At 63.6% G+C, this 13504-nt stretch carries 10 protein-coding genes and 1 pseudogene; 4 read left to right on the forward strand and 7 right to left on the reverse strand.

Annotation, left to right across the window (positions count from 1 at the left end; all coding sequences use genetic code 11):
* Positions 1–119: 119 nt before the first annotated feature.
* From Bravens_RS10690 to galU, 4 genes are all read right to left on the reverse strand, one after another.
* Positions 120–1154, reverse strand: coding sequence for a hypothetical protein (locus Bravens_RS10690; RefSeq protein ID WP_157452698.1), 1035 nt, complete (start codon positions 1152–1154; stop codon positions 120–122).
* Between the two features lie 225 nt (positions 1155–1379).
* Positions 1380–2051: a GNAT family N-acetyltransferase gene (locus tag Bravens_RS03955; protein WP_062020593.1), complete on the reverse strand. Its 672-nt coding sequence runs from the start codon at positions 2049–2051 to the stop codon at positions 1380–1382.
* A gap of 45 nt (positions 2052–2096) precedes the next feature.
* The gene (locus Bravens_RS03960) at positions 2097–2756 is read right to left on the reverse strand and encodes a hypothetical protein (protein ID WP_062020498.1); all 660 of its coding nucleotides are present in this window, start codon (positions 2754–2756) and stop codon (positions 2097–2099) included.
* A gap of 63 nt (positions 2757–2819) precedes the next feature.
* Complete coding sequence (gene galU / locus Bravens_RS03965; protein ID WP_062020500.1) at positions 2820–3734, reverse strand: UTP--glucose-1-phosphate uridylyltransferase GalU; 915 nt, start codon at positions 3732–3734, stop codon at positions 2820–2822.
* A 45-nt stretch (positions 3735–3779) separates the two neighbouring features.
* Between galU and Bravens_RS03970 the strand changes: the two genes are divergently transcribed.
* The 4 genes and pseudogenes from Bravens_RS03970 to mscL all read left to right on the forward strand — a co-directional run bounded on the left by Bravens_RS03970 (position 3780) and on the right by mscL (position 6477).
* Positions 3780–4571: a 5-formyltetrahydrofolate cyclo-ligase gene (locus tag Bravens_RS03970; RefSeq protein WP_062020502.1), complete on the forward strand. Its 792-nt coding sequence runs from the start codon at positions 3780–3782 to the stop codon at positions 4569–4571.
* A 129-nt stretch (positions 4572–4700) separates the two neighbouring features.
* Positions 4701–4898, forward strand: a pseudogene (locus Bravens_RS03975) (FmdB family zinc ribbon protein); the annotation flags it as partial.
* A gap of 131 nt (positions 4899–5029) precedes the next feature.
* The gene (locus tag Bravens_RS03980) at positions 5030–5758 is read left to right on the forward strand and encodes an SAF domain-containing protein (RefSeq protein WP_062020505.1); all 729 of its coding nucleotides are present in this window, start codon (positions 5030–5032) and stop codon (positions 5756–5758) included.
* A 254-nt stretch (positions 5759–6012) separates the two neighbouring features.
* A complete protein-coding gene (gene mscL, locus Bravens_RS03985; RefSeq protein WP_062020507.1) occupies positions 6013–6477 on the forward strand; it encodes a large conductance mechanosensitive channel protein MscL in 465 nt (154 codons plus the stop codon).
* A 577-nt stretch (positions 6478–7054) separates the two neighbouring features.
* On the opposite strand, the gene Bravens_RS10530 is transcribed toward mscL, so the two are convergent.
* The 3 genes from Bravens_RS10530 to Bravens_RS03995 form a co-directional block, all read right to left on the reverse strand.
* Positions 7055–7339 (reverse strand): hypothetical protein, encoded by a 285-nt coding sequence (locus tag Bravens_RS10530; RefSeq protein ID WP_157452699.1) that lies wholly within the window; start codon positions 7337–7339, stop codon positions 7055–7057.
* A gap of 9 nt (positions 7340–7348) precedes the next feature.
* On the reverse strand, positions 7349–12031 hold the full coding sequence (locus tag Bravens_RS03990; RefSeq protein ID WP_062020509.1) for a DUF4011 domain-containing protein: 4683 nt from the start codon (positions 12029–12031) through the stop codon (positions 7349–7351).
* A gap of 160 nt (positions 12032–12191) precedes the next feature.
* Positions 12192–13370, reverse strand: coding sequence for a YkvI family membrane protein (locus Bravens_RS03995; RefSeq protein WP_062020510.1), 1179 nt, complete (start codon positions 13368–13370; stop codon positions 12192–12194).
* Between the last annotated feature and the right edge of the window lie 134 nt (positions 13371–13504).

The raw sequence follows: 13504 nt of genomic DNA on the forward strand, positions 1-13504 counted from the left end.
CCCACTTTTGTATGCAGACGCTGAAACGCAAAGGCCCCGCCCGGTGTAAGAACCGGACGGGGCTTGAAGCGCTAGAACTCAGGCGCGGCGGCGAGCTGAACGCAGCCGCAGGCTAAAGATCAAGCGCGGCGGCGCGCCAGCAGGTCGTTGACCTTTTCGTATGCGGCGTCCTCCGCGGCACGCGACACGGCACCCGGCTTCGCAACCTGCTTATCGGCGCGAATAGCCTTCCGGCCGTGCTTCAGAGCAGCGGTGCCGTCGTCTTCCTTCGCAGCATCGACGAGTTCGGGAACAGTGCCCTCGGCAGCAGCGAAGTGTTCGGCAGCGGACTCACGTTCGGCAGCCGAAACAGCTGCGCCGTCCTGCGCCGCACTTTCGCCAGCCGCACGAGCCACCTTGACGTACGTCGGCTCCGGCACCGGACGAGGTGCAAACTCACTGCTCGCGACAACCTCGCGCACACGCTTCTCACCAGTGGAAACAACTGGAATTTCGCCGGTTGGGGCCTCGAGGTCAAGCACCTCGCGGCTGGGAACATCGTTACGGCGCATGGAGCTTGCCGCCAGACGACGCACACGCTCCGCACGAGTTTCGCGAGCCGCACCGCTGCGGTTCGACATGAGCTTCGAAACGGACGAGGTGCCGCTCGTCTGCCCCTTCTGGGCCGGCACCTGCGGGGTGACCTTGACAGAGGGCGCTTCAGCGGTGGCGGCGGGCGCGGCAGGTTCAGACTTCGCGGCGTGAGCCTTCGCCGCCGGGGCAGGCTCAGCAGCCTTCGCCGCCGGAGCCGCAGCCACAGGCGCAGCAGACGAAGCCACCGGTGCCGAGCGGCGCGCTACGGCACCTTCCGATGCTTCGCCGTTGATGGCGATGACAACCAGCACGCAGCTGAGCGCCATAGCCGCGCTCAGAACGGGAACCGCCCAGGTCAGGGCCGTGAACAGAGCAAAGACGAACGTGACGATCGTTGCCAGACCGAAGAACAGAACACCAACGCCGAGAGCACGACGCACATTCCGTGTGTCCACGCCGGCACCAACCTCAGCACCACCGTGTGCGCCGTCAACTGCAGCTTCACGGGTCGGGGCAGCATTCTGCGCGCCGCGTGCAGTTTCCTGCGGGCCGCGCATCTGCGATGAGCTGTGTGAATTCATAGATGTGTCCGTCCGGCGCCGATTTCGCTGATCATCCAAAACACAACAATATGCACACCCAATGTCGGATTGGGGATGCCTCGCGGTGTGTCTGTCACATTGTCAGCGTCCACTCATTTTCCCTGCCCGAGGCGCCCTCCAGAAACCCACTCCCCCTCACCTGCCGAGGAGCTCAATTCCCGAGGCGCTCTCCGGCCGCCGACCACACTTCACGTCAGGCCGGGCTTACCTCTGACCCCACCCGCGGTCACGGATGTAGGCGCTGGCGAGCCCAGTCGGCACCTCGTCAGCAAGAAGCGCGTAGGAACGGTGGTCCGCCCAGTTGCCCGCGATGTGCATGTACCCGCGGCGCACACCCTCAAAGCGGAAGCCGAGCTTCTCAACCACGCGCAGGCTCTTGCTGTTTTCGGGCCGAATGTTGATCTCGACCCGGTGCAGCCCCAGGTCGAAGAAACACGCGTCAACGGTCATCGCGACAGCCAGCGGCATGAGTCCACGGCCGGCAAGACGCGAATCGATCCAGTAGCCGATCTGCACTGAGCTGATCGACCCCCACTGAATACTCGACGCGGTGACCTGCCCGCGGAAGCTGCCGTCCACCTCGAGAGCGAACGGCAGCGCCCCACCCCGTCTGGCCTGCGACTGCAGTGCCCGCCGCATGGAATGGAAGGCTGCGCGCTCTTTGCGGAGGGCGGCCTCGAGTTCGGGGCCCTCCAGAACCTCGTCAGAACCAGGGGCTTCCCCTGCCAAGGCACCACCCCGTATGTCCACACCGGGCAGGGTTGCGTCCCAGGGCTGGAGCCAATCGCGATTAGCGACCCTGACCTCGGCAAACTTTTCAGCGTCAGCGCGTTTCAGCGGCCGCAGAATCACACCCTGCGGCCCGGTCAGCCGCATCGGCCACCATGGAACACCCACACCAAACACACCCAGGAGCTGCGCTTAGGCGTCACCTTCATCGTCAGGGGTGACGGGGCGGGGCATCTGGAGGATCGAGGCGCCGCCGGGCTGGTCGTTATCGGCACCTTTGTCTTGTGACTGACCGCGCTGCGGGCCGCCCCAACCGCGAGAGCTGCCGCGCGAACCGCCTCGGGAACCAAAACCACCCGACGGCCCACCCGGCACGGTGCCGTTATCACGCTGATCCAACAAGGCCGCGTACAGCGGCAGGATTTCGGACATGACGGAAGCTGCGACCGCCTCGTCAGCGGGCAAGGCAATGGCGAGAGTCGTGCCGACCCAGCCGACCCACGGGGCCGTGAACAGCACGTGGTTCGCGCCGTGCCGGCGAGCCGAATCAAAGATGATCGCCTGCAGCCCCGGCAGCAGAGTGTCGGTGAACTGCGACAGCGCACCGGCCACGTCCATGCTGTCGTCGGCGCTCAGCCCGCCGATGAGCACAAGCAGATCCGCCGAATCAGCAAAGGCATCACACAGCGGACCCACACCGGCGACATCGGGCAGGAGTGCCTCGAGGGCGGCGAAGCCTGCGCTGTCGAGCTCCTCGTGAACGGCGGTCGCGGCGTGTGCGGCCAGCGAATCGCCGCCGAGCGGAGCAACAGCCGCGCTTCTGCGCGGCGGCTGCCATTGACCTGCGGTCATCAGAGAACCTCCCGGTTGTCATTGTGCGACATGGGTGCAGCTGCACCCAGTGAATCACACAGGTCAGTCAAGCCCAGCCACGTAGCCGCGCAGCCAGCTGTTGAGATCTTCCGCCAGATCATCGCGACGGCCGGCCAGAGTGACAACAGCCTTGAGGTAGCTGAGCTTGTCACCGGTGTCGTAGCGGTCGCCGGAGAACACAACGCCGTAGACGCCGTTGGACGAAGGGTCCTCGGCCAGCGTCTGCAGAGCATCCGTCAGCTGGATTTCGTTTCCACGGCCGGGAGGGGTCTTGGCCAGCACGGGGAAGATTTCAGGCGCGAGAACATAACGGCCGATGACCGCGTAGTTCGACGGAGCTTCGTCTGCGGCGGGCTTTTCGACCAGGCCGGTGATCTTGACGGCCGAATCAGCGTCAACACCGTCAATGGCAACATCTTCAACAGCCGCGCAGCCGTATAGGCTGATGTCTTCTGCCGGAACTTCCATGAGTGCGACAACCGAACCGCCCGTGGCTTCCTGCACCTTGATCATGGTCGGCAGAATGGGGTTGGCCTCATCGATGAGGTCATCGCCCAGCAGCACGGCAAACGGTTCGTCGCCCACGTGCTGTTCGGCCTTGAGAACAGCGTGGCCCAGACCCTTGGGGTCGCCCTGACGGACGTAGTGGACATCCGCGAGGCTGCTGGCCTTCTGCACCTTTTCCAGCTTGGCGTCATCGCCCTTGGCACGCAGCGTTTCTTCCAGGCCGTCAACACGGTCGAAGTGGTCCTCCAGCGGGCGCTTGTTGCGTCCGGTGATCATGAGGACATCGTTCAGCCCCGCATCGACAACTTCTTCAACCACGTACTGGATGGCAGGCTTGTCGACCACCGGCAGCATTTCCTTCGGGATGGCCTTCGTGGCCGGAAGGAAACGGGTGCCGAGTCCCGCAACGGGGATAACAGCCTTGCGGACTTTTCGCTCTGGGTTCTTCATGCCGGTCATTCTAAGCTGTGTCAGATGAACGGAAGGTGAGCAAAAGTGAGCAGTCCCGCCGACGAGTCCAACGACACGACGAAGCACTCAGACAAAACCGCCCTGCGCGCCGAGGTGCGAAAAATCCGCAGGTCAGGAACTCACGAGGCGGAAGTCACTGGAGATGCTGAGGTCACGGGGGCTGGGTGTTCAGCAGGTACCGCACGTGAACGGCTGACCCGAGTTCAGGAGCAGCTGGCGAATACTGCCTCGGAACTCATCGCCGACCGGCCTGCCGTTGTCGCCTACGCGGCACTGCCCGGCGAGCCCAACCTCGATCCTGCACTGAACGCCTACATGAGCCGCGGCGGCACCGTGTTCCTGCCCGTGACTCACCCGAACGAGCCACTCAGCTGGGGTCGTACACCCGGCACGATGGACCTCCCACCGCAGGGCAAATGGCGCATCCGCGAACCCCGCGAAGAGCTCACGACGGAACAGCTGGCCGAACACCTCGTCACCCTGGCCCGTACGGCCAGCAGGAATCGTGATGAGGACCGGGGCGGCACCTCGGGAGCTGTGCCCACCTCGGGAGTGCTCCCCCAGGAGCACCCGTACGCTCCCATCGTGTTGGTTCCGGGCCTGCGGTTCGGTGCCGACGGCACCCGGCTGGGCAACGGCGGCGGGTTCTACGACCGGACGTTCGGGCCGCGGGGCGCGGCCGCAGACCTTGCTCACGAGGTGCCGCTCACCGGCGTCTGCTTCTCCTGGGAATTCGGGGGTCGCCTGGGGGCAGAAGATTGGGATCTGGCCGTCGGATCCGTGCTCACCGAGGATGGGCTGCGGGCCGCCGAATAGCACGTTGGGCGCGGCGTCAGGCTGGTGCGGGCGCGGCGTCAGGCTGGCGAATTGTGCGCATGCGCGGATGGTTATACTTTCTGCGTCGGTCACACGGGCCGCAGCGGCCCACCGCCAAGGAAAGAACACATGCCCACGTACTCCTACGCCTGCAAGAACTGCGGTCACAGCTTCGACATCCACCAGGGTTTCAACGACGACGCCCTGACCACATGCCCCGAATGCGGGCAGGAACAGCTGCGCAAAGTGTTCGGCTCGCTCGGAGTGTCGTTCAAGGGTTCGGGGTTCTACCGCAATGACTCGCGCAGCTCATCCGGCGGAGGCTCCGGGGAGTAAAAGAACGGTCGTGTGAGGCAACGGGTGACTGCAGGTCACAGGGGTCGGACCGGTTCGCGACTATAGGTCACAGTTGCTGTTTTCGCCGTGTGTCGGCCTCCGAGCGCGCACACACTGGAGGCATGTCTGAACGCCTTGCCTCTCTGCGCCGAACAGTGCGAGCACGCCGAATGGTCCTCGCCCCGCTGTTGGTAGGACTTGCCACGCTGATCGCTGTCTGGGCTGTCATCCCCCAGACGTCCGGCAAACCCGTTGTGGTTGCTGCCACGAGTCTTGCGGCAGGAGAGGAAATCACGTCAGCCGATCTCGACGTCCGCACCTATCCTCCAGCGCTCATTCCCGACAGCGCACACAATTCCATTGATGCGGTGATCGGAGCACACGCAGCCGGGGCACTGTCCGCTGGCACTCCTATTACGGATGACTCTCTGCTGGAAAAGGGCACCGCGCCGGAAGGAACAGTCTTGGTGCCGGTGCCCGCGGCAGACCCGGCGGCAGCTTCGATAATCCAAACCGGCAGCAAAGTGCGGATTTACTCAGCACAGGGTGGTGGCTTCGATGGAGCTGCAGGGTTCGACACGGTGGCAGGTGCGGATGCAGGTGCACAGGGCGGCGCCGCGGACGAAAACAGCGGGAAGAACAGCGGCGGTGCTGGTAGTTCAAGTGGGAAGGATCTTGTGAAGAACAATTCCGCAGTTGTGCAATCAGCCGTGGTTACGGGGGTGTCTCGTCCGTCCGGTGGCGCTTTTGATGACGGCAAACTCGTTCTGACACTGGCTGTCACGCCGGATGAAGCGGCCCGACTTGCAATGATCCCGCCGGACATGCTGAGTTTCGCAATCGTGCAATGACCGGCTGGTGACGGGGCCTGCGGTGTCAGCGGGGCCCTGTGGGGTTGGCGGTGAGCACTCTTTCGCTGGTGCATACGACCCCATTTGCTCGCTTGAACAGGACGAGGGTCACAAAAAGCGCTGTTCTTGTGACAGATTGCACGCGGCGAAGGGATGAAACCCTGTAAACTCGGCCGATTTTCAGCCTAAACTTAAAGAGTATCTGTCTCGAGCAGTGTCCTGTTCGGAAACCAGGACTGCGAAAGGGAAAAACAATGCTCAAAGGCTTCCGCGATTTTATTCTGCGCGGCAATGTTGTTGAACTGGCAACCGCTGTCATCGTCGGTGCTGCGTTCACCGCAATTGTCGAAGCGATCTCGACCAAGCTCATCCAGCCGATGCTGGCCGTTGCAGGCCCGCCGGACATGGAGGGCCTCGGCTTCGAAATCGTCTCGGGCAACAAGGCTACGTTCATGGACTTCGGTGCTGTTATCACCGCGGCCATCAACTTCATCATCGTTGCAGCGATCGTCTACTTCGTCATCATCGTTCCGATGAACAAGCTCAACAGCCTGCGCAACACCGGCGAACTCGAAGACGAAGACGTTCCGCCCACGCAGGAAGAACTGCTCACCGAGATTCGCGACCTGCTCGCTGGCCGTTCGCTTGCCGGCGACGCGACCGAAGAAGGCAACAACGTGAACTTCGACGACGGTTCGAGCTCCTCGCCCCGTCACTGAGGTTGAGGATCAGCGCTGAGCGCTGACACCTGAATCACATGCTGATGCCCCGAGCACAATGCTTGGGGCATCAGCATTTTTGTGTTCGCAAAGATATGTCAACGCTGCATCCCACCCCGCCCCACGCCTTAGCAACAAATCCACGCCTTAGCAGTCACTGCTAAACCGCAGAATCCGGCTAAAGGGAGTCTCCCTGCGGCTAACGCGCAGATTCCGTCTAACGGGTGTTTTTCTTGGCTGAACGAGGTGAGAACTGCTGAAAACCACGAGGTGCCATCCCCGCCAGACCCGGACCTCCACCTCGTGCCCCGCCTGCAGCAGCTTCCCAACACCCACCCCACGCCTTAGCAACAAATCCACGCCTTAGCAGTCACTGCTAAACCGCAGAATCCGGCTAAAGGGAGTCTCCCTGCGGCTAACGGGTGTTTTAGTGACTAAACCGCAGATCCCGGCTAACGGGAGTCTCACCGCGGCAAACGGGATTCTTTCTTGGCTGAAGCGCAGATTCCGTCTAACGGGTGCGCCGAAGCACGATCCCACCCCGCCCTGCTGATTCAGCAACAAACAGAGGCGGTCGTCAGCGGGATTTTGGTGCCCAGTGGGGTGGACGATCAGCCAACAGCCTGTCGTCATTCGACCCACCGGCACTCTGCCCCGACTCATTGCGCACAGTGCGCAAGTACGCAGCCTTCGCCGCGGCGATGCGCGCCTGACGTTTGGCCTCATCAGCGGCGCTGCGGGTCACTTTGCTGGGGTCCGCCTCACAGCTGGACGATTCGCCCGCGGCCAAATCCGCACGAGGTGCCGCACCACAAACGTTGTCGTCACCTGAGTGCGACTCCCCTGAAGAACCTTCAGCCACGACAGGCACTCAGTCCCGGTCAGCTGCAGACGAGCTGCTGTCGGAATCATCAGAAACATCCGCGCCATCTGCATCGTCTTCACGCAGACCAGCGTCAATCAGATCAGCATCACGCAGCAGACCCGTGTCATACGCCGGCATCACCTGATCTTCAACAGCGGCCTCGGGCGAAGCGCTCAGCGAAGCAGCCTGCTCGGTTGGGGTCTGCGGCTGAGCCGCAGCCGACTGTGCCTGCACACCCGCAGCCTCACCCCGCTGCCCACCAGCACCAGCCGGACCGGCACCTCGACCGCCGGCGCCATCACCCGAAGCTCCATCCCCAGCCGCAACCTCAGCCGAAGATTCAGCCCTCTGCAGAGCTTCCGGGTCTTCTTCCGCCGCAATATCAGCCCACGCCTGGTAGATCCGGTCGGTCTGACCCTGCGGGTCGATAAACGCGTCAGTCGACCACACGCGCAGGAACGTCCAGCCGCGGCGAGCGAAGCTCAGCGGGCGCAGGCGCTCGCGCTCCCGCAGCGACGGCGAGGTTGTGTAGTCCAGCCCGTCTGCCTCGACCGCCAGCACCATGCGCGAACCGGCCTGCGAAACAAGCGGCACCGCAAGATCCAGCCCGCCGTAGTTGTCGACAGGCTCCAGGCCCTTAGCGTGCAGACGTGCAGAAAGATCAGCCATCAACGGTGAGCGCCCCCGCTCATACTGCGACTTTTCAATAAACGACGAACCCGACCGAGCCGCCTCAAACAGCACCGGCAGCAGCGCCGAACCGTGCCGCAGCCTGGACCGATCAAACTCGTCCGGGTGGAGGCACGAAACAACCGTCAACCGCTGCTTAGCCGGCGTGACCGCCGCAGCGAGCACCTTCTGCCCGCCCGGCTGCGCAAGCTCACCGAAGCTGTACAGCATCCGGCCGGCCAGAGTGCGACCCCAGCCGACGGTGAAGATCACCGCATCCCGTGACAGCGTCTGCGCGCGGTAAGCATCCGTGATGACGAACGGCTCATCGCCCTCATCCGAGAAGAACGCCTTGAGCTCCGGATAGCGCGGCATCTGGCGGGCAACCGCAAGCGCAATCCTGCGCGCATGCCACGGGGTGAGCGCAATGACTCCCAGTGTCTGCTCTGGGCTGGTGCGCGCGTGCTCGAAAACAAGACGCACCACCTCGGCAACCTCGACATCGGGGCTTTCCACCTGTCCGGTAGCCGAATCCGGGCTGCCCTCTCCCCCGTCCACGTGAATGAACGCAAGACCCGTGGGCGCACCCGCATCCGCAATCGGCAGGGACACGAGCTTGTCGTCGTAGATGACATCGTTGAGCAGCCCCGCAATTTCCTGCGGAACCACCCTGTGATTCGTGTGCAGACGCAGCCTGGGCACCACCGGGGTGAGTGCTTCGAACACGCTCAGGCCAGCTGATTCGGGCTGTGTGCCGGTCCGCCGCTGTGCAGCCACGGAGAACTCCGTGGGCCCCAGCAGCTTGTCGTCACCCAGGGCCAGCGTGTGCTTGGCCAGCGCGATCGGCACGAGCGCTTCCGGCACCGACACCCGCGCGGCATCGCCGATGATCACGGTGTCGAACAGAGCCCGCTCCACGAGAGCCGGGTCGGTACCGAACTCGCCGGAGAACTCGTCTTCGAAAGTCTCGCCAGCCGGGCTGGCGCCGTCTGCCGGGTTGGTCTCTTCTTCTGCACCCTCAGCAGTTCCCGAGGTGCCATCACTCGAGGTGCCCTCGGCACCTGGTTCTTCTGCCTTGTTTTCCGCACCCGAGGTGCCGCCGACCCGGTCACTTTCCGGCACCTGGGCAAGGGCCTCACCAAAGGTGTCGGGGACGCTCACCGGGCTCATCATCCACACCGGTGCCAAAGCCAGCAGCACGTGCGGGGCTCCGGCGGCCAGGCGGCTGAGGTTGAGCCCCTCGCCCAACAGCTCAGCCCGCAGCAGGGCCGCTTCTTCCGGGTAGTCCGCAATGGCTTGCTGCCAGGCTTCAGCGTGCGCGTACTGCAGGCGTGATGCTCCAGCAGATACGAACGCCGCATCCGTGCGGCGGAAATCGGCGGCCAGGCGGTGCAGGGCATCGCCGTCGTGTTCGCCGACCTGCGGGTCAGCCGCCGCCATCTGCTGCAGAACCGTCGCCCAGTAGGCCAGATCGAATTCGCTGCCGACTTCCTCCGGGCGCACACGGCGACTGCGCAGGTCGTACAGCAGTTCGCGCATCCCCGCAGCTTCAAGGTCACGGCGCAAGCCGGTGCGGCGCGGGAGGTCGTCCAGAGCGGCTCGGTCATCAGCCATGGCAGCAAGGCGCGCTTCGAGTTCCCCGATGTGCATCGCATCGAGGTCTCCCCCGTCCGGGGTGTCCGCCAGGATGGGGGCAAGAGAATCAAGATCCGCGGCCACGCGGTCAAACAGATCCGATACTTCCGCCAGGTTCGACGGCAGGCTGGGAATGTTGGCCCGCCCGGTGATCCGCTCAGTCTGCTGCAGCTGATCCCGCAGCGTCTTAAGCCCTTCGTGCACGTCGACGTCAGCCAGTCCGCTGCGCACAAGGGAACGCGCGTGGCGCTTGAGCTTGCCGCGCTCAAAAACACCCATATCAACGTTGTGATCGCGGCGGTATTCAACCGAACCGGTCGCGTCAATCAGCAGGTCGAGATCTTCGCGGTAGGCCTCCGGCATGAACGTGCGCATGCTGCTGTCAATCGAACGCAGCAGCGCCAGGCTGTCGGCCCATTCGGCCATCGTCCAGCCGGCGGTCACACCGGATTCTTCCAGCGCGGTGCGCATCATCCGGGTGAGCTTCGGCAGAGCGTCAACACAGCGTTCAGCCGTCACGCGCGCCTTTTCCGCCTGCGCGGCAGTGTCGAAGCGCGCACCAAACCACACGGTGTCCTCAACACCGAGGGTGAATTCGCCCAGCTTCGCCAACTGGACCAGCTGGCTGCGCAGCTCGGAACGCTGCGCCTGCGACATGCGCATAACGCCCACCGGCAGACGCACCTCGGTGCGCGGGCTGTTCTCAGCAGAGGTCAGATCCGCCAGGTGCTCCATCGTCGAGTACACCGAAATGCCCCACGGACGGCGCGGTTCGTGCAGCGATTTGGCGTGCTTCGTCAGCTTTTTACGCTGCTTACGCAGACGCGAAATAAGATCGTCGATGTCCGGTTTCGCAGCCTTTTCCGCCTGCGAAATCATGGCGATCAGCTGCTTCTTCACCGCCGCACGACTGCGACGCGCATCCACCACAAAGCCCGCCAGCCCGGCGGACGCGAAACGATCCCGGTAGTCATCGAGCGTGTCGGAGTCATTGGCCACAAACAGGCTGGGCCGACCGGCAAACGCCAAACTCGTTGCCGCGGCAACCGCCACCTGCGTGGCACCCGTGCCAGCGGGAGTATCAACCGCCGCGCTCGAGCGCTCCATGATCGCGTTGACAACCGCCTGCTGGTCGCCATCAACATCAAGCGCCAGGAACTCATTGCGCGGGTCGCGGTCTTCCAAGGGCCGAATGGCCAGACGCCGCGCGGCACCGCGCTGGCTGTCCTCGGTTTCGCTGGGGTCGGTTTCGCTGGGGTCGGCTGGGCCTTGCTCAGCCGGGCCGGGCTTCACGGCCCCTTCCCCACCGGCAGCTTCAGCCGCGGAATCCGCGGAAGAGGTGAGCGGCGCCTCGTCAGCTTCCGAAGGCGAGGTTTCTGAACCGGGTGCCGAGCCATCGGCACCGCGCTGGCCGGCAATGCCGACATCCTGCGTCCCAGCTGACACGGAAGCGCTCAGAGAGGCGATCAGGGTGTCCGCGCTCGAGGCGGTATCGACGGTCCGCTTGCGGCCTTCCTCTTCGTCAGTCGAACCGGCCTCATCAGGGGTGACACCGCCGCTGAGCAGCGGGACGGTGTCGTTCTTGGGGGAAACTTCGTCTGGGGTGTCTGCGGGCGGGATGCCAGAATCGGTGTTGTCGGATGCCTCGTCGCTTTCAGCCTTTTCGGCATCGAGAACAGCCTGGGCCATGCGTGCCAGAATCGGGTGGTCCTGAGGGATGTCGGCGGAGCCAACAGCTGATGCCACATTCGCGAAAGTCGACACGAACAGGCTGTACTCAGCGGTCAGACCGGGATAGTCAACAGTGGCTTCGCGCACCCGTTCAAGCACCGGGCGGGCATCAAAGCGGCGGGGACCGCCCGTGGACTCGAGCCATTCATCAACATCAACCTCAATGCCCAACTCAGAGCGCAAGAACGCAACAAAAGCGGGGTTGATTGAGATCGTGTCGTCAAGAGTCAGTTCAACGTCGTCCTCACGCCGGCCGACAGGGCGGATCTCAACCCGACGCAGAACCAGCGGTGCGTGCACCTGCTGGCCCGAACCGGACAAACGCTGGGTAAAGCGCACAGCGCCAATGGCCAGGTAGGCGGCAGAAAAGCTGCGTTCAATCCGCAGTTCACGGGCCTTTTCGGCAATTGAACGGGCACGGCGGCCCGCATCCTGCCGCTGCTGTTCATCGCGGATGAGGCTGGTCAGGCGCGTAGGCCTGCCCGCCATGAGCTGTGCAATGCCGGACGGGTGGGCGGTCGAAAGATCAAGAGAGCCATCGCGGGACTCTCGGTACCGCAGCATGGTGTCACGCCCGCCGAGTTTTTCGGCACGCGCTGTCCATTCAGCGAAGACGTCGCTGATTCCCCTCTGCGTTTCTGCTTGATCTGCCACGCATCCACCCTAACCGCCTAAGCGCGCGAAACCCCCTAAGCCGCAAAGCGTGGCGGGCTCAGGGGGCGCGCAGCAGCGTCAAGCGCTGGTCGTGTTCTGGCGGTGCGGCGGTCAGGCGGCGCTTACGTCAGATAGCGCTCGTGTTCTGGCGCTGCTCGTGTCAGGCGGCGCGGCGTTTGCGCACCGAATCGTAAATTGTGCGCACAATGATCACGATGATCAGCGCACAGCCCACGTAGCCTACGGTTCCGTAGATCTTGTCGACCAGGACGCTGAACGGCAGGAAGCCGCAGGCGATCAGCGCAATACAGATGACGACAGTGACGACAACGTTCCACTTGCGCGGAATAAAGCCCATCACCTGATTCTTCACAACCCAGTACAGCGGGGTCGCGGTCGAATAGATGCCCAACATGACAACAACGGCGAAGGCCACGCCAACAGCCGGGTGGATCGTCTGCCCCAGAGCCAGGGTCGGAACTTCCTTGTCGAGCGCCAGCGTGAGGTTGGTCAGGATGGCCAGGGTGATCATGAGAACACCGATGCCCAGACCCAGGCCGCCGAGAGCGCCGGCGATCCCCGCCTCGCGTGTGCTCGTGGCCTCCTTGCCCAGCTGCGAGAAGAACACCATACCCAACAGCATGTTGAAGCTGACGTACAGAACCGCAGACCACGCGAAGTGGCCCGTGATCTGCGCGCTCTGTGCCGCCTCGGGAAGGCTGCCGAAAATCGGCTGATTGCCCAGCTCGCCGAAGTCGCGCACAAAGATGATCGTTCCGACAACCACCGTGAATGCAATGATGACCGGGCCAATGGTGCCGATGATGTCCACCAGACGCTCCAGGCCGGCCAGAACGGTGGCCAAGCCCAGCAGGCCCATGCCGACAACACCGATCCAGTTGGGCAGACCGGTCAGCTCGTTGAGCACCGCGCCCGCACCGGACACCATGATGACGGCGACAGAGAACGAGTACAGAACGGCAAACCACTCAAGCACTGTGCCGAGGAAACGGCCCACGTAGTAGCGGAACACCTCGGAGGACAGTTCCAGCTGCAGTTCGTGGCCCTTGCGCATGATGAGCGCACCGACCGTCATGAACAGCAGAGTCGAAATGACACCGCCCAACATGCCAACGATCCCGAAGGACGCGAAGAACTGCAAGGTCTCCTGACCCGTCGCAAAACCAGAGCCGATCAGGTACGCAACCGACGCACCCGCAAAACGGCCGACATTCGTCCAGCGCACCTTCTTCGACTCCGCTTTGACGGTCGCTGCGTTGGCCTTATCACCGCTGCCGCCGCCGACAGCAGAATGGGAACCGGCTGCAGATTCAGCCATGGGCATCTCCTTGTGTACGTCTTGGAATCACATTGCGGGCGCAGCGTTCAGCGCCAAAAGTCCGACCACACAGGCTAGCCCACTGTCGCATTCGTCACTCTCAGCATCCGGAATCGGCACTCAGGGATCTCAGC

It is taken from the genome of Brevibacterium ravenspurgense (assembly GCF_001584615.1).
Lineage (GTDB): Bacteria > Actinomycetota > Actinomycetes > Actinomycetales > Brevibacteriaceae > Brevibacterium > Brevibacterium ravenspurgense.

Excerpts from the sequence above, each read along its gene's own strand:
- Bravens_RS10690 (WP_157452698.1), bottom strand. The coding sequence starts at position 1,154 with ATGAATTCACACAGCTCATCGCAGATGCGCGGCCCGCAGGAAACTGCA.
- Bravens_RS03955 (WP_062020593.1), bottom strand. The coding sequence starts at position 2,051 with ATGCGGCTGACCGGGCCGCAGGGTGTGATTCTGCGGCCGCTGAAACGC.
- Bravens_RS03960 (WP_062020498.1), bottom strand. The coding sequence starts at position 2,756 with ATGACCGCAGGTCAATGGCAGCCGCCGCGCAGAAGCGCGGCTGTTGCT.
- galU (WP_062020500.1), bottom strand. The coding sequence starts at position 3,734 with ATGAAGAACCCAGAGCGAAAAGTCCGCAAGGCTGTTATCCCCGTTGCG.
- Bravens_RS03980 (WP_062020505.1), top strand. The coding sequence starts at position 5,030 with ATGTCTGAACGCCTTGCCTCTCTGCGCCGAACAGTGCGAGCACGCCGA.
- mscL (WP_062020507.1), top strand. The coding sequence starts at position 6,013 with ATGCTCAAAGGCTTCCGCGATTTTATTCTGCGCGGCAATGTTGTTGAA.
- Bravens_RS03995 (WP_062020510.1), bottom strand. The coding sequence starts at position 13,370 with ATGGCTGAATCTGCAGCCGGTTCCCATTCTGCTGTCGGCGGCGGCAGC.